This is a genomic window from Variovorax sp. 10L426 (genome assembly GCF_056395305.1).
In genome coordinates, this window is sequence record NZ_JBFTJF010000002.1 from 14,533 (window position 1) to 33,318 (window position 18,786).

Sequence of the window (18,786 nt, forward strand, 5' to 3'; positions counted from 1 at the left end):
GGTCAGTCGGTAGACTGTGGCCGGTCGCCCGCGAGCGGACCCACCTCCCGTCGAACCGAAAGACCCAGGATGAGCGAAGACTTTGCCGCCGATCTTCACCGCAGAGCGACCGTCGCCATGCAGGCCGGAAGGGCTGCCGCCGATGCGCACGGCGACCAGGTCCAGGTGAGCCAGTACACCAGCGAGGCCGTCGCGAGCGAGGAGCTGCGCCTGCTGCGCCAGCACCCGCATCCCGTGGCCGCCAGCTCGTCGCTGCCATCGCCTGGCGCGTGGCTTTCGCTGACGCACTTCGGTGTCCCGCTTCTGCTGGTTCGCCAGGAAAGCGGGCGAGTGCAGGCCTTCGTGAACGTCTGCCGCCATCGGGGCGCGCGCGTGGTGCCCGAGGGCAGTGGCAGCGAAGCGCGTGCGTTCGTCTGTCCGTATCACGCGTGGACCTATCAGCCCAATGGCGCGCTTCGCGGCGTCCCCGAATCCTTCGGCTTTCCTTGCCTCAAGCAGGAAGAGTCCGGACTGCGCAAGTTGGCAACGGTCGAGCGCGCGGGGCTCGTCTGGGTCATCCTCGATCCGTCGATGTCGCAAAGCGATCCCGGCGAACATCTGGGACCGCTGATGGACAACCTCGAGTCGCTCGCAGGCCTCAGGACGCCCGTCGCGTTCGCGCCGCGATCCTACGAAGTCGAAGCGAACTGGAAGCTGCTGATCGATGGCTCGTTCGAGGCCTATCACTTCAAGGTCGCCCATCGCCAGACCATCGCCCACATGTTCGTGAACAACATGCAGATCGTCGACGAGTTCGACCTTCATCGGCGCCTCTACCTCATCAAGGAGAGGTTCCCGGAAGAGAAGCCCGAGGTCACCGGCTTCGACCCGAGAAGGTACGGCAACCTGATCTACTTCTTCTTCCCGAACACGACCCTCCTGGTCCAGCCCGACCACGCGCAGCTCAGTTGCCTCGAGCCGCTCGGCGCGACCCGCACGCGCGTGCACGAGCTCACCTTGATTCCGGAAGCGCCGGCCTCGGAGAAGGCAACGGCGCACTGGGAGGCCAACGTCGCGTTGTACCGGCGCACCCTCGCGGAAGACTACGCACTGGCAGAGTCGATCCAGTCGGGCCTCGCATCCGGCGCAAACGAAGTGCTCACCTTCGGCACTTTCGAATACATCGCACCGCGCTTTCATTCACAGCTTCAGCAGCAAATCGCTGCCACGCAGGTCGCGCGCTAGATGCCAGGCAAACCCAAGTCGCGCAAGGAAATCATCCTGGATCGCGCGGAGCAGCACTTTGCCGAGCACGGGTTTCAGGGTGCATCGCTCTCGGCCATCGCGCGCGAATGCGATGTCGGCAATCCGGGGCTTCTCCATCACTTCCCCAGCAAGGAGATGCTGTATCGCGTGGTCCTCGAAAGGCAAGCCGAGGAACTGACGGCGCGCATGCGCCGGCGCGTCGAATCGGCTGGAAGCCTCGAGGAGCGCTTGCAGGCATTCGTGGAGCTTCAGGTGCAGTGGATGCGGGCCAGGCCGACGGGATTCAAGCTCGTCACGCGCGAGTTGCTCGACAACGCCGAGCGGATCAAGGTCGCGCAAACAAGACCGCTCGAGGGCTTTCTGCTGAGCAGCCTGGCACTTTTGATCGATGCGCAATCGGCCGGACTCGTTCGCCGCGATGTTCCTGCCCTCGTCGTGCTCACCATCATCCTCGGCACGCTGAACTACGCAAAGATCGCGCGTCCCACATTCGGCAAGGCCTTTTCGGAATCGGCGCTGAAGAGCGACACGCAATGGATGAAGGCCATCGCGCGCGATGTTCTGCGCGTCGTGTCCCCCCTGGCAATGGACTGCTTTCAGCGCAGCAATCGATAGACCAGGACACCGATTGCAGCGCCTGCCAACTCGGCCGCGACGAACCCCATTGCGTTCGCGGGTGCAATCCCCGCAAAGGTATCGCTGAACATTCGGCCGAACACTGCTGCCGGGTTGGCGAACGAGGTGCTCGCCGTGAACCAATAGGCTGCGCCGATGTAGCAGGCCACCAAGGCGGCGGCCTTCTGCGCCGGCGCACGCAGGATCACCAGCACCAAGCCTGATGTCGCGACCAGCTCCGCCAGCCATTGCCCCCAGCCGCTGCGCGTCCTGGTGCTCCACTGGAGCACACGCAAGTCGAACATGGCATTGGCCAACCAGGCGCCGAGCATCGCGCCCACCAACTGGGCTGCGACATAGACACCCAGGCTCGTCGCAGGCAGTTCCCGGCGCAGCGCCATGACGGCGCTGACCGCCGGATTGAAATGCGCACCACTGAGCGGGCCGAACACTTCGATCAGCACATACAGCGCAAACACGGTGGCCAGGGTGTTGGCAAGGAGCGCAATGGCGACGTTACCTCCTGCCAGGCGCTCGGCCATGATGCCCGAGCCCACCACCGCGCACAGCAATCCGGCCGTGCCCAGCAGCTCGGCCAATGCATTGCGCCAGAGGTTCATGGCTTGTCGACCAAAGCGCGTGCCTGCGCCTGGAGCAATGTCTTGTCGACGCCGGCCAGCGGCAGGTTCACCAGCAGCTCGATCCGCCGCCGAATGGCATGCAAGGTCTGGCGAAAGGCTTCCAGCTTCTCTTCGGGCGCCCCCTGCACCTCCGAAGGGTCCGCATAGCCCCAGTGCGCCGCGGCGGGATGCCCTGGCCAGTACGGACAGACCTCGCCCGCGGCGTTGTCGCACACGGTGATGACGAGGTCCATGTGCGGCCCGCCAGGTGCGCCGAACTCGTCCCAGCTCTTGCTGTGCAAGCCATCCGTCGCGATGCCCGCCTTGTGCAATACCTCCAGCGCCAACGGATTGGGCTGCTGGTTCTCACGCGGGCTGCTGCCGGCCGAGAAGGCTCGAAAGCGTCCATGACCCAGGTGGTTCAAAGTGGCTTCGGCAAGGATGCTGCGTGCCGAGTTGTGGGTGCACAGGAATAGCACGTTGATCGGTCTGGTCTCATTCATGCGTTCCATCGATGGCTTTCGTTCAGCAGGAACAGGCGCTCGCTGCGTCCACGGCGCAGGCTTCGCCCTGGCAGCAGTTCTCGGTGAGATACCCCAGCAGCGCATTCATGCGCTCGAACGAGGCGCGATAGATGAGTTGGCGGCCTTGGCGCTCCTGGGTTACCAGGCCCGCATTCGTCAGTTCCTTGAGATGAAAGGAGAGCGTTGCCGGCGGGAGGCCCGACCCTTCCGCCATGACGCCGGGCGTCATTCCTCGCGGGCCGACGATGACCAGCGCGCGGAACACGCGCAATCGCGCGCCTTGCGCCAATGCGGCGAGCGAGCGAACAACATCAATTTCTTCCATATTTCCATGATACTGGAAATATGGGTAAATTCGGATCAGAAGGCGTGACGGATACCCAGGTCATACCCCCTGGACGTGTTCGGCACCGCATTGCCGATGCTGCCGGGAACCGCGCCCGTGTAGAAGAGCGGCGAGCCGGTCACGGCCAGGGCGGCGCCATTCTTGTTGCTGAGGTACGAGGCCGTCGCGTAGAGCGCGGTGCGCTTCGACAGGTTGTACACGTAGCCGAGCGCAAACTGATCAGCCTTCGGCTGCGAAGCGAAGAAGGCAGCCGGGAGATTGTTGTACCGGACGCCCGCGTACGAAGCGCGGATCAAGCTGGCACCGATTGGCACGGTCACGCCGATCAGGGCGCCATTGGCACCCGGCTTGGTGCGGCCGAAAGGGTTGAACGCGTTGACGGCCAGTTGGGTGTCTTGCTTGTTGTTCGAATATTCACTGAACAGCTTGGCCACGCCGAAGTCGTACGAGGCGCCGAGATTCCAGGTGTTGAGCGTGGTTGTCGACCCGACGTAGTAGTTCGAGCCAATCGTGCTTTCACCGTAGGCCAGCGCGACGTCCAGCGGCCCGTTGGCGTAGCCGACGCGAGCACCGACGTAGCGTCCGACGCGCAAGTTGTCGGCCGTGGCGGCCAACGTCGGGTTGGCGACGATGGCAGCGGCGCCGGGAGGCGTCAGGGTGCCCGGGTCGTAAGTGTTCTTCTCGTTGAACGCGTACATGACCTGGCCGTAGAAACCACCGAGGTTCGGCGGCAGGAAGTAGCTCACCGAGTTGCTGGCGCGTATGTAGTTCGGATTCAGCTGGAACCCGCTGTTCGGCACGCCGAAGGCGGTGCCGCCGTTCGCGGTTGCGATCAGGTTGGTGCCGACGCCATTGGTCAGGAAGGGATCGAAGATGTTGTCGTTCCAGAAGGTCGGCGAGTAGTCGCGACCGAGGCGCACTTCGCCGAAGACGCCCGACAGGCTCACCGTCGAGCGACGATTGAAGCTCAGGCCGCCGCCGCTCGCAGCGCCGATGCCGGTATCGGTATTGAAGCCGGCCTCGAGCCAGAAGTTGGCAGCCAGACCGCCGCCCAGATCTTCCGTGCCGCGAAAGCCCAGGCGACTCCCGGTGTAGCCCGAACTCGTCACGGCCGACTGGGTCTTGGTGACGCTTGCACCGAACGGCGTCTCCGACTGGTTCCTGTAGCCGCTGACCGCAGCGTCGACGATGCCGAAAACCGTGATGGACGACTGCGCGGAAGCGGCGTCGACGGCGGCCAGGGCGGCCAGTGCAAACAGAGTTCTTTTCATTGCAAACCTCGAAATCCAGCGTGGTGTTCAGACAGCCAGGCCACCCTCGGCATGGCGGCCTTGGCAAGGTGGAGGGCTCACTCAGGGGCGATGCTGAGTCCAAGCTTCTTGATGATTGCCTGGTTGTGGGCCAGGGTCTCGGCCAATGTTTGCCGAAGCTGGTCCAGCGAGGCCTCTTGCGGGAAATCCAAGCCTTGCGCGGTCAGCGCTTCGCGGAACTTGGGCGAGTGCACGGCCTTGGTCATTTCGCTTTGGATTCGATCAAGAAGCGGCTTGGGCGTACTGCTCAGGACGAAGACACCGACGCTCGCATGAGGAAGGACAAAATCCGGCAATCCCAATTCACTGAAGCTCGGGACGTTGGGAAGATACTGCGAGCGCGTCGGGGAGGCAACTGCGAGTCCCTTGACCTTGCCGCTCTTGATGAGCGGGACGACGTTGCTCACCACCTCGAAGGTCAGTTGAACCTGGTTTCCCATCAGGTCGACCATGGCAGGCGCCGAACCCTTGTACGGAACGATCAGCATGTCATTGCCGCTTTTTTCCTTGAGCATTTCGCCGAGGAGATTGGAACGTGTGCCGATGCTGAGATTCGCCACGCTGACGGACCGAGGATTGCGCTTGGCGTAGTCCAGCACCTCCTTGACATTGTTGGGCGGAAAAGCCGCGTTGGCCACGAGCACGTGGATCATGCTGCTGGCTTCAGCCACATAGGTGAATGTCTTGAGGACGTCGTAGGGCGTCTTCACCGTCAAGGGTATGTCGGACATGATGCTCGACGGCCCCACCATCAAGGTGTAGCCGTCGGGGGGCGCTGCCATCACAGCCCGCTCGGCGATTACGGCCGATCCGCCTGGCTTGTTGTCCACCAGCACGGTCTGGCCCAGGTTCGTTCGCAGTTGCTCGGCGAGCATTCGAGCCACCATGTCGGAAATGCCGCCCGGAGGCGCGGGCACGATGATTCGGATCGGCTTGTCGGGCCATTGTTGTGCGAGCGCAGGCGAGACCGCTGCGAGCCAGGAAAGGGCAATGATTGCGAAGAGTCGCAGTCTCAAGAGATTTGGAACCATGGCAGTTCACCTTGAAGTGGGGGACGCTCAAATGACGAAGATGGAGGAGCCGGTGGTCTTTCGAGCCTCCAGGTCCTGGTGCGCCTTCACGGCGTCCTGCAATGCATAGCGCTGATTGATCTCGATGCGGATGCGGCCTGCCGCCACATGGCCGAACAGCTCATCGACCAGTTCCGCCTTTTCGGTCGGATCGGCGATGTAGTCGGCCAGGCCTGGGCGGGTCAGGTACAGCGACCCCTTGCGCGCCAGGATCTGCGGATCGAAGGGCGGGATCGTGCCGGAGGCGGTGCCGACGCAGACCATCAGGCCGCGTCGCTTGAGGGAGTCCAGCGACGACATGAATGTGGCCTTGCCCACACTGTCGAAGACGACGGACACGCCGACCCCGTCCGTCAGTTCGCGCACGCGCTTGGCCACATCCTCATGGCTGTAGTTGATCGTGTGATCGCAGCCATGGGCGCGGGCCACTTCGGCCTTGGCGTCCGTCGACACCGTCCCGATCACCGTCAGCCCGAGCAACTTGGCCCACTGCGAAACGATCAGGCCCACACCGCCTGCGGCGGCATGCAACAGCACCGCATCGCCCGCCTTGAAGGGGTAGATCCGGCGCACCAGGTACGCGGCGGACAGGCCCCGCATGGTCATGGCCGCCGCGGTCTCGCAACTGATGGCTTCCGGCAGCTTGATCAGCAGTGCGGCGGAAATCAGCCGCTCCGTGCTGTAGGCGCCCAGCGTGTTGACGAAACCCGTATAGGTCACGCGGTCGCCGACCGCGAGATGGGACACGCCGGCTCCGACGGCCTCGACCACACCAGCGCCCTCGTTGCCGATGCCGCTGGGCAATGGAACCGGGTAGGTGCCACGGCGGAAGTAGGTGTCGGCGAAGTTGAGGCCCACGGCCACGTGGCGAATGCGGACTTCTCCCGCTCCGGGTTCACCCACGTCGACGTCTTCGAGACGAAGTACCTCGGGCTCGCCGGTTTCGTGGAATCTGACGATTCTCGTCATGCTGTCTCCAATCATTTACTTGTTCGACGCGGTTCATCGGTCCACACGGGCCGCCTGAACCAGCTCAATCAGTGCATTCTCTGAACTGACGACTGCATCTTCTGGCTTTGCACTTGTTCCCGCTTTACGTTGCGTGCCTTGCACTTTTCTTTTCATGACAGGACCATCGAAGGTCCCGTCATCTGTTCATCGGGACGAAGAAGTGCAACGGCCGACGCTGAGGCAGCGTCGGCCGGCTTGATGAATGAATGGCGAAACCCAGGTGGCGACAAGCGCCACGACGCTCAGTACGGCACGTCGCCGATGATTGCCGTGCGTTCCATCTTGCGGTGGCAAGGCGGGTAGTCCATCACCGCGTAGTGCTGGGTGGAGCGGTTGTCCCAGAACGCGACGCTGTTCTTCTTCCAGCGGAAGCGGACCTGGTACTCGGGGATGCAGGCCTGGCTGACGAGGTAGTTGAGCAGGTGGCTGGCGCCCGGCGCCTTGTCCTGCCCGAAACGCACGTTGTCGGGCGTATTGAAATTGGTGAAATGCGTCGTGAAGCTGCCATTCACGAAAAGCACCTTCTCACCGGTCTCGGGATGGGTGCGGACCACGGGGTGTTCGGCGTCCGGGTACTGGGCCTTGAGCGCATGGCGCTTCTCGATCGGCATCACAGCCCCGAAGCTGGCCTCGATGCTGTGGCGTGCGCGCAGCGGCTCGATCTTTGCCTTGATGTCCTCGGGCAACTGCCGATAGGCCTCGACCATGTTGACCCACATCGTGTCGCCACCCACGGGGGGACATTCGACGCAGCGCAGCACACAGCCAAGGGGCGGCCTGTCGCGCCAGGTGGCGTCGGTGTGCCAGGAGTTCTCGTTGCGTTCGGGCGGACTGTCCGGCGTCTTGTAGATCTGGACCAACCCCTGATAGTCGGGATGGCTGCCCACCACCGGGTGATCCTCCAGTTCGCCGAAGCGACGCGCAAAGGCGACGTGCTCGGCCCGCGTGATGTCCTGGTCGCGAAAGAAGATGACACGGTGCTTCAGGAGCAGCGCACGGATCTCCGCCATCAGCGAGTCGTCCTCTGCGGCCGCGCCCAGGTTGACGTTGCCAAGCTCGGCGCCGATCGTGCAAGTGAGCGGCTCGACGTGGATCGAGTTGCCTAGAGACGTCGCGCGGACCACGGCGGGCGCCGTTTCGAATTCTTGAATCATGAAGCTTGTCTCCGTTGGTCGAATGGCCGTTGATGCTTCGGAGTGTGGTTGCGCCGGCAATCTCCCGCTTGACATTGCATGACAGCCACTTATCCTTTGGTGCCAAATCCCACCGAGTGTTTCGATGTCGTCGTCACTGGTCCGTGCTGCGAGCCTCACCAACTACAGCGAGGTCGCCCGTGCCGGGGGGCTGGACCCTGACCGGATGCTTTCCCAAGCAGGGCTCAGTCCGAGCATTCTGCGCGAGCCGGACCTCCTGATCCCGGTCGAGCGCGTCGGATACCTGCTGCAGGCGTCCGTCACGGCGTCGGGCAACGAAGCTTTCGGTCTGTGCATGGCCGAGTCACGCCAGTTGTCGAACCTTGGCGCGGTCGGAATGCTGATCCGCGACCAGGCGACCTTGCGCGACTCGCTCGATGTGCTGATTCGCTACCAGACGGTGCTCAATGGTTCGCTGTCGCTCATGATCGAGGAAGGCGAAGGTCTGGTCGTGATTCGCGAGGAGTTGAAGGCTGGCAATGCGCACCAGTCCACCCGTCAAAGAATTGAAATGGCGCTCGGCGTGATGGTGCGGTTGATGCGCCAGTTCCTCGGTGCCGGTTGGCACCCGCGACGCGTTTGCTTCGAACATCCGGCGCCGCGCGACCTGAGTGCGCATCTGCGGGTGTTTGGTCGGCACGTCGAGTTCGACTACGACTACAACTGCATCGTCTGCGCGAAGGCTGATCTCGACACGCGCAACCCGTCGGCCGATCCGGCGATGGTGCGCTACGCGCAGCAGTTGCTGGATGCATCGGCCAAGCAGCAGGAGGCCGCCATGCTCAGCGACGTGCGGCGCACGATCCTGCTGCTTCTGCCCAGCGGACGTTGCACCATCGAGCAGGTGGCCGAGCATCTGGGCGTCGTTTGCCGCACGCTTCAGCGCCGGCTGACGGAGCAGGACGAGAACTTCTCATCGATGGTCAACGAGATCCGCAAGGAGCTTGCCAAGCGTCACGTTCTCGAGAGCGATCGGCCGTTGACCGAAGTCGCGATGCTGCTCGGCTTTTCCGCGCCGAGCGCACTTTCGCGCTGGTACCAGGCGCAATTCGGTTGCAGCGCCAAGGAAAGCAGGGCCGCACGCGGCGCCCTCCGCCAACAAGCAGCATCCCCGCCCTCAGTGCGATAGGGACGCCTGGGACCGGCCGGGAGACCGCGCAGCGGACTATCAACAGCGGCTTGCCAGTCTTTCAAGGTTGCACGGTCTAGTCGCCGCCATGTTCGCGGCCTAAAGTCCGTTTCATGAAATCCCTCGCAATGACTGCAATTTCCCTTTCGATGGCTGCTTCGGCAGTCGCGCAGAACGAGCAGAGCGAAAACGCCCTGCAAATCGCACGCAATGGTTCCCAGGCCTCTGCCAAAGGGCCGGCCGACGGCGACGTGATCTGGATTCCGCCGGGCCAGAAGCATTGGCATGGTGCATCGCCGACCACCGCCATGACGCACATGGCCATCACCGAGTTGTCGGACGGCAAGGCGGTCGACTGGCTCGAGAAAGTCAGTGACACGCAGTACGGGAGCCAGTCATGAAGCATCGGCAACTCGGCAATAGTGGCCTGGAGGTCTCCGCCCTCGGCCTCGGATGCATGGGCCTGAGCTACGGCTACGGTCCTGCCACCGATACGGCGGACGCCGTCAAGCTCATCCGCGCCGCCTTCGATCGAGGGATCACGTTCTTCGACACGGCGGAGGCCTACGGCCCCTTCATCAACGAAGGTGTGGTCGGCGAAGCGCTGCAGCCGATGCGCGACAAGGTCGTGATCGCGACCAAGTTCGGTTTTCGCGACGGCGAGACCGGCAAGGGCCTCGACAGCCGGCCGGAACGCATCCGGCACGTTGCCGACGAAGCGTTGAAGCGGCTTCGGACGGACCGCATCGATCTGTTCTACCAGCACCGCGTCGATCCGCAGGTCGCCATTGAAGAGGTCGCCGGAACCGTGAAGGACCTGATCCGTGAGGGCAAGGTGAAGCACTTCGGTCTCTCGGAAGCCGGCGTCGACAGCATCCGCCGTGCGCACGCCGTGCAGCCTGTCGCTGCGCTCCAAAGCGAGTATTCGTTGTGGTGGCGCGAGCCCGAGAAGGAGATTCTCCCGGTGCTCGAGGAACTGGGCATCGGCTTTGTACCGTTCAGCCCGCTTGGAAAGGGATTCCTCACCGGCGCGATCGACGCGCAGACGTCGTTCAGCGCGAACGACTTTCGCAACACGGTGCCGCGCTTTGCGCCGGAGGCGCGCCAGGCGAACCGTGCGCTGGTCGACGTCCTGGCCGGCATCGCATCGCGCAAGCAGGTCACGCCTGCCCAGCTTGCGCTCGCATGGTTGCTCGCTCAAAAGCCGTGGATCGTGCCTATCCCCGGCACGACCAAGCTTCAGCGCCTCGAAGAAAACACAGGCGCCGCATCGGTTGTCTTGTCGCCGGAAGATCTGACGGAGATCGAGGCGGCAGTGTCGACGGTCCCGGTCCAGGGTGCCCGTTACTCGGCTGACCGGCAGAAGCTTGTCGGCCGATGAGTAATTGATGCGAGGATCAAACTAATTTGCAACGTAATGCGAATGCAGAGCGGGCTGGTGAGGATTGAGCATCGCATGCAGGACATAAGCAGCACCGCCAACGGCGGTTGCCAGGTCGGAGTACCGCGCCGTCTTCACCAGCGGGGCCGTCAGGCCGGCCCTTAGAGCGTATCGGGAAAGCACCTCGGTGGCCGCATCGAGCAGCGTGTCACCGCCGAGGGTCACCGTCTCCCCGCCCAGGACGATCACCTGCGGGTTGAAGGTCGTCCAGGCGTTCTGGAGCAGCACACCAAGATAGGTGCCAGCTCGCGCGAAAGCGGCCCGTGTGGCCGGATCGCGGGTGCTCATGCGCGCACGCAGCGCACGCCGGTCAATGGCGTCGTCCTGAAAGCAGCCTGCTGCTGCTGCGACGGCCTTGAGCCCGATGTAAGCCTCTGCGCAACCGAGACGACCGCATGAGCAGGGCTGTCCGTCGATCACAAGGGTCGTATGGCCGATTTCGCCTGCCGAACCGCTGGCGCCCGTGAACAGCGCGTGGTTGAGGATGATGCCTGCGCCGACGCCAACGCCGCAGCTGACGTAGACCAGGGGATCGTCGACCGGTCGCTCACAAAACTCGGTCTCGCCGACCGCGGCCAGGTCGGCTTCGTTGTGATAGTAGACCGGGACGTCTGCCAGACCTGCCTGTGCGAGTTCCGCGCCAAGTCGGCGGCCAATCTCGACATGGCGCCAGCCAATGTTCGGCGCAAATTCCAGCATGCCCGAACGCTTGTCGACCGGGCCATGCAGCCCGACGCCGATGCCCAGGAGGCGCGAACCGCCGCGTGCCATCTTCGCGGAGAGGGCGGTGGCCATCTCGACGAGTTGGTGGCACGCCTCGTCCGGATCCTTCGATCGAAGGGCCGCCTGGCTCGCCTCGAGAATTTCCCCATGGATCGATGTCGCCACGACCTGGACTGCGTCGGGTCCAAGATCGACGCCGAGCAAGACCATGTCCTTCCCGGCGAGGCTCAAGGGCGTAGGCCGGCGTCCGACGGTGCCGGTCACGAATGCGTCCGCCTCGGCCAGCCACCCTTCGTCAATGAGTTCCTTGGTGAGCAGGCTGACCGTCGATCGCGTCAAGCCGCTGCGCTCGGACAGGTCGGCGCGCGAGATGCCAGCGTGCTCGCGAAGCAGGCGAAGCAGGGCGATGCGATTGATGCTCTTGACGAGCGCCTGGTCTCCCTTGACCGGCGTTGGCGACGACATCTGCTCTTTCGGCGTGCTCGCGCGCCTTACGGCTGCTGGTCGAATCAATGCTCTCTCGTTTCGATTTTTCAGATGGTTCATGGCGATCCTTGGCCGTCATCGGCTAGGCGGAAACAGATGGAAGCGTAACGCCAACCAGGAAATCCAGCACTGTCAGTGTATTCCCTAGTGACCTCGCCCCCGCCCGATGGCACATTTGTTTGGCCATCAAACAAATAGGAGACACTATGAGAAACATCAAGTTGGTTTCTTCTGCGGTGCTTGCCGCGGGGATGTGGTTGTCCTCTGCCGGTGTCTTTGCCGCCGACACGACCGTTCGTCTGATCCACGTGGACCAGAACCCCGACGTCGGCGCCTTCTACAACGACGTTGCGCGCCGTTTTGAATCTACGCACCCCGGTGTCAAGGTCGAGATCCAGTACCTCGAGAACGAGTCATACAAGAAGAAGCTGACAACGCTCCTGCAATCGCCCGATCGGCCCAACATCCTGTACAGCTGGGGTGGGGGAACGATGAGGGATCAGATCAAGGCCGGCGTCGTCGAGGACATATCGGCGCCCATGGACGCAAAGTGGCGCGAGAGCTTCATGCCAGCCGCCATGCAGGCCTATACCGTCAACGGCAAGGTCTACGGTGTGCCGCTTCAGCTGGGCCAGGTTGGGTTTTTCTACAACAAGGACCTCTTTGCAAAGGCCGGTGTCGACGCAGGGTCGATCAAGACCTGGGACGACCTGCTCGGCGCAGTGAAGAAGATCAAGGACTCGGGAACCACGCCGATCATCGTCGGCGGCGGGGACAAGTGGCCGCTGCATTTCTATTGGTCGCATCTCGCCCTGCGACTCGGAGGCAAGGGCGCGTTCGACGCTGCCATGCAAGGCGAGGGCAAGGGCTTTGCGAGCGATACCTTCGTGCAGGCGGGCACGTTGTTCCAGCAACTCACGGATCTGAAGCCCTTTCAGCCGGGCTACCTCGGCAGCACTTTTCCGCAGTCGTCCGGTCAGTTCGGCGACGGCAAGGGTGCAATGGTCCTGATGCTGAACGCGATGCTCGGCTCGATGAAGGCGAACTCTGCAAACAAGCTCGGCATTCCCGAGGACAAGCTGGGATGGTTTCCGTTCCCGGTCGTTGCGGGAGGCAAGGGCGACCCGAGCGACACCTTGGGCGGAATGAACGGCTGGCTTGTCACCAAGGGCTCTCCGAAGGAGGCCGTCGAATTCCTGCGCTTCCTCTCGGAGGCAAAGAATCAACGGGTGCCGGCTGAACGCGGCTCCTACATCCCCGTGGTGAATGGAACGCAGGATGCCATCGCCAACCCCATTCTTCGCCAATTGGCAGACAACGTTGCGAAGTCCCATTACCACCAGATCTATTACGACCAGATGCTTGGCCCGTCGGTCGGTGCGGTCGTCAATGACGTGTCGGTCGACCTCGCCACGGGGAAGATGAAGCCGGCAGATGCAGCGGCTGCCGTGCAAGCCGCCTGGCAGCGCGCCAACAGCACCAACTGATCGATCCACACGACCCACACGACCGCGACTCAGGCGCCGGCACTCGATACGCGTAGACAGGGAAGGAGCAATCGTGACGACGATCGATCACAGTGCAGGTGCCGTGGCGGCCGCCCCGACAGGCTGGTCGCGGGCCTGGCGTCGCAAGCCATCCAAACGAGTCGGCGGCACAACGACGGTGGTGCTGTTCTTTCTGCCGCCGGCGATCTTGTTGTTCACCTTGTTCGTCGCCTTCCCGATGGGGGCTGCCGGCTGGTACAGCTTCTTCAGTTGGAACGGCTACGGTGTCCCCACGAATTTCGTCGGCTTGCGGAATTTCGTGGACCTCTTCAAGAACCCTGCGTTCCACACGGCCCTCGGCAACAACCTGCTGATCATCGTGGGGTCCTTGGCCGTGCAGTTGCCATTGGCGCTGGCGATGGCGGTATTGCTCGCCGATCGGGTGCGCGGCACGACCACGTTCAGGTTGATCTTCTTCCTGCCGTACATCCTGGCGGAGATCGCGGCCGGCCTGATCTGGCGCTTTGTCTACGACGGCGACTACGGCTTGCTGGCCAAGATCTGGGAATCGTTCGGAGCGACGGCGCCTTACGTGCTGTCCGAGCCCGACCTCGCCATGTACGCCATCATGGTTGTCGTGATCTGGAAGTACTTCGGCTTCCACATGATCCTTTACATCGCCGGATTGCAGCAGATCGATCGCAGCCTTTACGAGGCCGCACGTATCGACGGCGCGTCACGCTGGCAAATCTTCAGCCGAATCACGGTTCCGTTGCTTGGTTCGACGATCAGGCTGTCGGTGTTCTTCGCGATCCTGGGATCGATCCAGTTGTTCGATCTCATCATGCCGCTGACGAAGGGTGGCCCGTCCGACAGCACGCAGACCATGGTGACCTTCCTCTACAACTACGGTGTCACGCGCATGGAGATCGGATTCGGCAGTGCCGTCGGTGTTGTCCTGTTCCTGATCTGCGTGGTCTTCGCCTTTGGCTACAAGCGGGTTCTGATGCGCCATGACTAGTCACGATTCATCTGCGCCGAAGTCTGCGTCCATGTCGCCGGTCGTTCGCTACGCAGCGCTGTTCCTTGTCGCCGGCCTGGTGCTGATCCCACTGGTCGCAACCGTCCTGGGCGGATTCAAGACGCTCGGCGACCTGCGCGTCAATCCCTTCGGGTTTCCGGCGCAATGGGAGTGGCGAAACTACTGGGACATCCTGGGCGGGAGTCGCTACTGGCAACTGATGGGTAACTCCGCGGTGATCGCGGTGCTGACAGTCATCTTGACGGTCATGGTCTCGGCGATGGCGGCGTTCGTGTTCGTGCACATCCAGTTCTTCGGCTCGACCTTCCTCGTCAACTACCTTCTTCTCGGGTTGATGTTCCCCGCTGCGACCGCGATCCTGCCGCTGTTCATCCAGATCCGGGACCTGGGCCTGCTGGACAACTACTGGGGCGTCGTCTTGCCCCAGGTTGCTTTTGGACTGGCGTCGAGCATCCTGCTGTTCCGCAACTACTTCAAGCAACTGCCGGCGGAATTGTTCGAGGCGGCATTGATCGACGGCTGCGGCTACTTCAGGTTTTTCTGGCACATCGTGCTGCCCCTGTCGAGGCCCATCCTCGCGACGGTGTCGGTGATCGTCTTCGTGCACAGCTGGAACTCCTACCTGCTGCCCTTGGTGGTCTTCAACCGAGAGACGCTCTATACGTGGCCTCTCGGAATCATGGCGTACCAGGGCGAGTACTCGACCGACTGGAACCTTGTGCTGGCATTCATCACGCTCACGATTCTTCCCGCCGTGATCATGTTCTTTGCCGCGCAAAAGCACATCGTGGCCGGCCTGACCTCCGGCTCTGTCAAAGGATAAGGATCAATCATGTCTTCGGTCAGTATCAGAAAAGTCCAGAAGGACTATGGCCCGGTGTCCGTCATCCGCGGCGTCGATGTCGAAATCGATGACGGCGAGTTCGTGATCCTCGTCGGCCCCTCGGGCTGCGGAAAATCGACGCTGCTGCGGATGATTGCCGGGCTCGAGGATATTTCGGGTGGCGAGATCCGCATCGGCGAGAAGGTGGTCAACGATGTCGCACCGAAGGAACGCGACATCGCGATGGTGTTCCAGAGCTACGCGCTCTATCCGCACATGACGGTCGAGCAGAACATGGCCTTCTCGCTCAAGATGGGCGGCGCGAAGAAGAGCGAGATTGAACCGAAGGTGGCGCGTGCGGCGAAGATCCTCAGTCTGGAGCCGTTGCTGGGTCGCCTGCCGAAGGAACTCTCCGGTGGCCAGCGTCAGCGCGTCGCAATGGGCCGGGCGATTGTTCGCGACCCCAAGGTGTTTCTGTTCGACGAGCCGCTGTCCAACCTCGACGCCAAGCTGCGGGTGCAAATGCGCACCGAGATCAAGGCGCTGCACCAGCGCCTGGGAACCACCATCGTCTACGTGACCCACGACCAGGTCGAGGCCATGACCATGGCCGACAAGATCGTGGTCTTGCACGACGGTGTCGTGGAGCAGGTGGGCGCCCCACTGGACTTGTACGACCGTCCGAGCAACTTGTTCGTTGCCGGCTTCATCGGCAGTCCTGCGATGAACCTCATCAAGGGCAAGGTGGAGCGAGAAGGGTTTGTGGTCGATGGGTCCGGTGGCCTGACCTTGCCTTTCTCGAATGCACCGACAGCGACGCCGGGACTGCCGGCGGTCTACGGCATCCGGCCTGAGCACTTTGCGCTCGACAGCGCAGGTTTCCCGATCACTGTGGAGGTGGTCGAGCCGACCGGCTCCGAGACCCAGGTGATGGCACAGCTTGGTGGACAGGCGATCACCGCGGTCTTCCGCGAGCGCATCACCGCGGGCCCCGGCGAAGTCATCCGGATCGCCGCACAGAGCGAACACGCGCATCTGTTCGACGCGGCGACCGAGCAACGAATCAATTGATGCAACAGGAGCAGGGCAATGGATTTTCTCAACGTAAAGGCCAACCAGATCGTCGACGCGCGAGGCAAGAGCGTGCGGCTCAGGGGTACTTGTGTCGGCGGCTGGATGAACATGGAGGACTTCATCAATGGGTTCTCCGGCGCGGAGCACACGCTACGCGTCGAGATGGCCGAGGTTCTGGGGAAATCGAAGGCCGAATTCTTCTTCGAGCGATTTCACGACCACTTCTTCAATGAAGCGGACATCGAATACCTCAAGAGCCTTGGCACCACGGTGGTCAGGCTCCCCCTGAACTACAGGCATTTCGAAGACGACCATCAACCCTTCGCCTACAAGGAGGCCGGCTTCCAACGGCTGACGCAGGTGCTCCGGTGGTGCGAGAAGCACGGCCTCTACGCCATCCTCGACCTTCACGCTGTTCAGGGTTGGCAGAACGTGCATTGGCATTCGGACAACGCCAACAGGCACAGCCTGTTCTGGCACAACCCGCACTACCAGGACAGGTTCATTGCCCTGTGGAAGGAGATCGCCAGGCGATACAAGGACGAAGCCGTCGTCGCGGGATTCAACCTGATGAACGAGCCTTGCGTGAACAACCAGTTTGGCGACGTGCCCTGGAATGTCCAGAAGAACTATCGTCCGGACTGGGATCTGATGAACGTCGTCTATCGACGGGCCGTTGCCGCAGTGAGGGAGATCGATCCCAAGCACATCATTTTTCTGGAAGGCGATCGATATTCCTACCTGTTCGCCGGGCTGGAAGCGCCGTTCGCGGAGAACCTTGTCTACAGCAGCCACAACTACACCATCGCGGGCTTCGGTCCAGGTCAGTATCCCGGAACGATCAACGCGGGACCCCTCCGAAGCGATGGCCCGGAGCACTGGGACCTGGCGAAGCAAGAGGCCGTGTTCCAGAGTCACGAAGGGACCGTGTTCACGAAGAAGCACGGCGTCCCCTTGTGGGTCGGAGAGTTCGGGTCGGTCTACAACGGAGGGTCGGAGGGCGTGCCGGACCGACTTCGTGCCATGGACGACCAGATCGGCATCTTCGAGCGCCATGGCGCGCATTGGACCACCTGGACCTACAAGGACGTCGGCGTCATGGGCCTGGTCACTCTCGACCCCGAGTCGGAGTACAGGCAGCGGGTCGGGGACTTCATCCGGAAGAAGGAGCAGTTGGGCGCTGACGACTGGATGGCGTGGATGCCCCCGACGCCCGTCAAGCAGGAAACCGCAAGGTTGGCGGAGCAGATCTACGAGGTCATCGGCGACGACAGCATCACGAAGAACTACAACCGTACGTGCTTCAGTTCGGCGGTGCTTTGCTTCTACACGAGCGCCCTGATGCAGCGGACTTACGCCAGTCTGTTCAAGGACTTGTCGGAGTCGCAGATTGATCAGGTCCTCTCTTCGTTCTCGCTGAAACAGTGCAAGGTGAACGATGAACTCGCCGGCATCGTGAGGAAGTATTCGTCCTTCCCGACGCCGTCAACCGACTGACAGATTCACTGAAAGATCATTCATGGACAAGGTAGGTATTGGCTTCATCGGCTGCGGGAACATCAGCGAGGCTTACTTGAAAGCCGCAACGAAGTTTCCGATCCTCGATATCCGAGGCGTTGCCGACATGAAGCCAGAGGCAGCGCAGGCGCGTGCTTCACAGTTCGGGCTCAAGGCTTTCTCGGTCGATGAACTGTTGCGCGACCCCGCGATCGAGATCATTGTCAACCTGACGATTCCAGCGGCGCACGTCGAGGTCGGCCTGATGGCGCTGGCCGCCGGGAAGCATGTCCATTCCGAGAAGCCGTTGGCTCTCACGACATCCCACGCACGAACGCTGCTCGAAGCTGCCGACAAGCGGGGCCTTCGCGTGGGTTGTGCGCCTGACACCTTTCTGGGCGGGGCGCATCAGACCTGTCGCAAGCTTGTCGACGAAGGGGCGATCGGCCAGCCCGTGGCTGGCACGGCGACTTTCATGTGTCCCGGTCACGAGCGTTGGCATCCGAATCCCGCCTTCTACTACGCCGCGGGTGGCGGTCCGATGCTCGACATGGGGCCGTACTACATCACGGCGTTGGTCAACCTCATCGGGCCTGTCGCGCGCGTCTCCGGGTCGACCTCGCGTGTGCGCAGCGAGCGCCTCATCACCAGCGAGCCGCTCAAGGGCACCAGGATCGACGTTGAAGTGGCCACCCATGTCGCCGGCACCATGGAATTTGCGTCGGGCGCCATCGTTTCCATCGCCACCAGCTTCGACGTGCCGAAGCACCGCCATGTACCCATCGAGCTTTACGGCACCGAGGCCAGCATGATCGTGCCGGATCCGAACTACTTCGGCGGCACGATCCAGCTCGCCCAAGCCGGACAGGAGTGGGCTGACCAACCCATCGGACATGCCTACGGAGACGGGAACTATCGAAGCATCGGAGTGGCCGACATGGCGCATGCCATTCGAACCAACCGTCCGCACCGTGCGTCAGGCCAACTGGCCCTGCATGTCCTCGAAGTGATGGAGGCGTTCGAGACTTCGTCCCGGCTCGGCCGCCACGTGAGCATCGAGACCCGGCCCGAGCGGCCGCAAATCTTGCCGACCGCATTCTCGGCCGGCGCCCTGGGCTGAACGCCTCAGTGAATTGAAAAGGTAAATCAA

The 18,786-nt window shown here is 62.5% G+C and carries 19 protein-coding genes; 11 read left to right on the forward strand and 8 right to left on the reverse strand.

The genetic code is table 11. The features are described 5' to 3' along the window. Nucleotides 1–69: 69 nt before the first annotated feature. Nucleotides 70–1,224, forward strand: coding sequence for an aromatic ring-hydroxylating oxygenase subunit alpha (locus tag AC1DHL_RS02755; protein WP_478160433.1), 1,155 nt, complete (start codon nucleotides 70–72; stop codon nucleotides 1,222–1,224). Continuing rightward, nucleotides 1,225–1,860, forward strand: a complete 636-nt coding sequence (locus AC1DHL_RS02760; RefSeq protein WP_478160435.1) for a TetR/AcrR family transcriptional regulator — start codon at nucleotides 1,225–1,227, stop codon at nucleotides 1,858–1,860. Here AC1DHL_RS02760 and AC1DHL_RS02765 read toward each other — a convergent pair. The 7 genes from AC1DHL_RS02765 to AC1DHL_RS02795 all read right to left on the reverse strand — a co-directional run bounded on the left by AC1DHL_RS02765 (nucleotide 1,842) and on the right by AC1DHL_RS02795 (nucleotide 7,895). Further along, complete coding sequence (locus AC1DHL_RS02765; RefSeq protein WP_478160437.1) at nucleotides 1,842–2,480, reverse strand: aquaporin; 639 nt, start codon at nucleotides 2,478–2,480, stop codon at nucleotides 1,842–1,844. The genes AC1DHL_RS02760 and AC1DHL_RS02765 overlap by 19 nt on opposite strands. Continuing rightward, complete coding sequence (locus tag AC1DHL_RS02770) at nucleotides 2,477–2,983, reverse strand: arsenate reductase ArsC (protein ID WP_478160439.1); 507 nt, start codon at nucleotides 2,981–2,983, stop codon at nucleotides 2,477–2,479. Before AC1DHL_RS02770 ends, AC1DHL_RS02765 begins: the two co-directional genes overlap by 4 nt. Before the next feature lie 22 nt (nucleotides 2,984–3,005). Next, nucleotides 3,006–3,329 (reverse strand): ArsR/SmtB family transcription factor, encoded by a 324-nt coding sequence (locus AC1DHL_RS02775; protein WP_478104573.1) that lies wholly within the window; start codon nucleotides 3,327–3,329, stop codon nucleotides 3,006–3,008. Nucleotides 3,330–3,364: 35 nt separating this feature from the next. Then, on the reverse strand, nucleotides 3,365–4,621 hold the full coding sequence (locus AC1DHL_RS02780; protein ID WP_478160441.1) for a porin: 1,257 nt from the start codon (nucleotides 4,619–4,621) through the stop codon (nucleotides 3,365–3,367). A gap of 77 nt (nucleotides 4,622–4,698) precedes the next feature. After that, complete coding sequence (locus tag AC1DHL_RS02785; RefSeq protein ID WP_478160443.1) at nucleotides 4,699–5,691, reverse strand: Bug family tripartite tricarboxylate transporter substrate binding protein; 993 nt, start codon at nucleotides 5,689–5,691, stop codon at nucleotides 4,699–4,701. A 27-nt stretch (nucleotides 5,692–5,718) separates the two neighbouring features. Beyond that, entirely contained in the window at nucleotides 5,719–6,699 is a 981-nt protein-coding gene (locus tag AC1DHL_RS02790) for a quinone oxidoreductase family protein (protein ID WP_478160445.1), read from the reverse strand. Nucleotides 6,700–6,983: 284 nt separating this feature from the next. Beyond that, entirely contained in the window at nucleotides 6,984–7,895 is a 912-nt protein-coding gene (locus AC1DHL_RS02795) for a TauD/TfdA dioxygenase family protein (RefSeq protein ID WP_478104581.1), read from the reverse strand. A gap of 124 nt (nucleotides 7,896–8,019) precedes the next feature. On the opposite strand from AC1DHL_RS02795, the gene AC1DHL_RS02800 reads away from it, so the two are divergent. The 3 genes from AC1DHL_RS02800 (at nucleotide 8,020) to AC1DHL_RS02810 (ending at nucleotide 10,444) form a co-directional block, all read left to right on the forward strand. Continuing rightward, nucleotides 8,020–9,063 carry an AraC family transcriptional regulator gene (locus AC1DHL_RS02800; RefSeq protein ID WP_478160447.1) on the forward strand — a complete coding sequence of 348 codons (1,044 nt, stop codon included), beginning with the start codon at nucleotides 8,020–8,022 and terminating at the stop codon, nucleotides 9,061–9,063. A 128-nt stretch (nucleotides 9,064–9,191) separates the two neighbouring features. Then, entirely contained in the window at nucleotides 9,192–9,464 is a 273-nt protein-coding gene (locus AC1DHL_RS02805; RefSeq protein ID WP_478160449.1) for a cupin domain-containing protein, read from the forward strand. Continuing rightward, nucleotides 9,461–10,444, forward strand: coding sequence for an aldo/keto reductase (locus tag AC1DHL_RS02810; RefSeq protein WP_478160451.1), 984 nt, complete (start codon nucleotides 9,461–9,463; stop codon nucleotides 10,442–10,444). Before AC1DHL_RS02805 ends, AC1DHL_RS02810 begins: the two co-directional genes overlap by 4 nt. A gap of 21 nt (nucleotides 10,445–10,465) precedes the next feature. Here AC1DHL_RS02810 and AC1DHL_RS02815 read toward each other — a convergent pair whose 3' ends face one another. Further along, nucleotides 10,466–11,740, reverse strand: coding sequence for an ROK family protein (locus tag AC1DHL_RS02815; RefSeq protein WP_478160453.1), 1,275 nt, complete (start codon nucleotides 11,738–11,740; stop codon nucleotides 10,466–10,468). A gap of 179 nt (nucleotides 11,741–11,919) precedes the next feature. Between AC1DHL_RS02815 and AC1DHL_RS02820 the strand changes: the two genes are divergently transcribed. From AC1DHL_RS02820 to AC1DHL_RS02845, 6 genes are all read left to right on the forward strand, one after another. After that, nucleotides 11,920–13,200, forward strand: a complete 1,281-nt coding sequence (locus AC1DHL_RS02820; RefSeq protein WP_478160455.1) for an ABC transporter substrate-binding protein — start codon at nucleotides 11,920–11,922, stop codon at nucleotides 13,198–13,200. A gap of 73 nt (nucleotides 13,201–13,273) precedes the next feature. Further along, nucleotides 13,274–14,221 (forward strand): carbohydrate ABC transporter permease, encoded by a 948-nt coding sequence (locus AC1DHL_RS02825; RefSeq protein WP_478104591.1) that lies wholly within the window; start codon nucleotides 13,274–13,276, stop codon nucleotides 14,219–14,221. A gap of 31 nt (nucleotides 14,222–14,252) precedes the next feature. Continuing rightward, complete coding sequence (locus AC1DHL_RS02830) at nucleotides 14,253–15,065, forward strand: carbohydrate ABC transporter permease (RefSeq protein ID WP_478160457.1); 813 nt, start codon at nucleotides 14,253–14,255, stop codon at nucleotides 15,063–15,065. 9 nt (nucleotides 15,066–15,074) lie between these two features. Then, nucleotides 15,075–16,136 (forward strand): ABC transporter ATP-binding protein, encoded by a 1,062-nt coding sequence (locus tag AC1DHL_RS02835; protein ID WP_478104594.1) that lies wholly within the window; start codon nucleotides 15,075–15,077, stop codon nucleotides 16,134–16,136. Between the two features lie 18 nt (nucleotides 16,137–16,154). Then, nucleotides 16,155–17,636, forward strand: a complete 1,482-nt coding sequence (locus AC1DHL_RS02840; RefSeq protein ID WP_478160459.1) for a glycoside hydrolase family 5 protein — start codon at nucleotides 16,155–16,157, stop codon at nucleotides 17,634–17,636. A 22-nt stretch (nucleotides 17,637–17,658) separates the two neighbouring features. Further along, on the forward strand, nucleotides 17,659–18,756 hold the full coding sequence (locus tag AC1DHL_RS02845; protein WP_478104596.1) for a Gfo/Idh/MocA family protein: 1,098 nt from the start codon (nucleotides 17,659–17,661) through the stop codon (nucleotides 18,754–18,756). The last annotated feature ends 30 nt before the right edge of the window (nucleotides 18,757–18,786 follow it).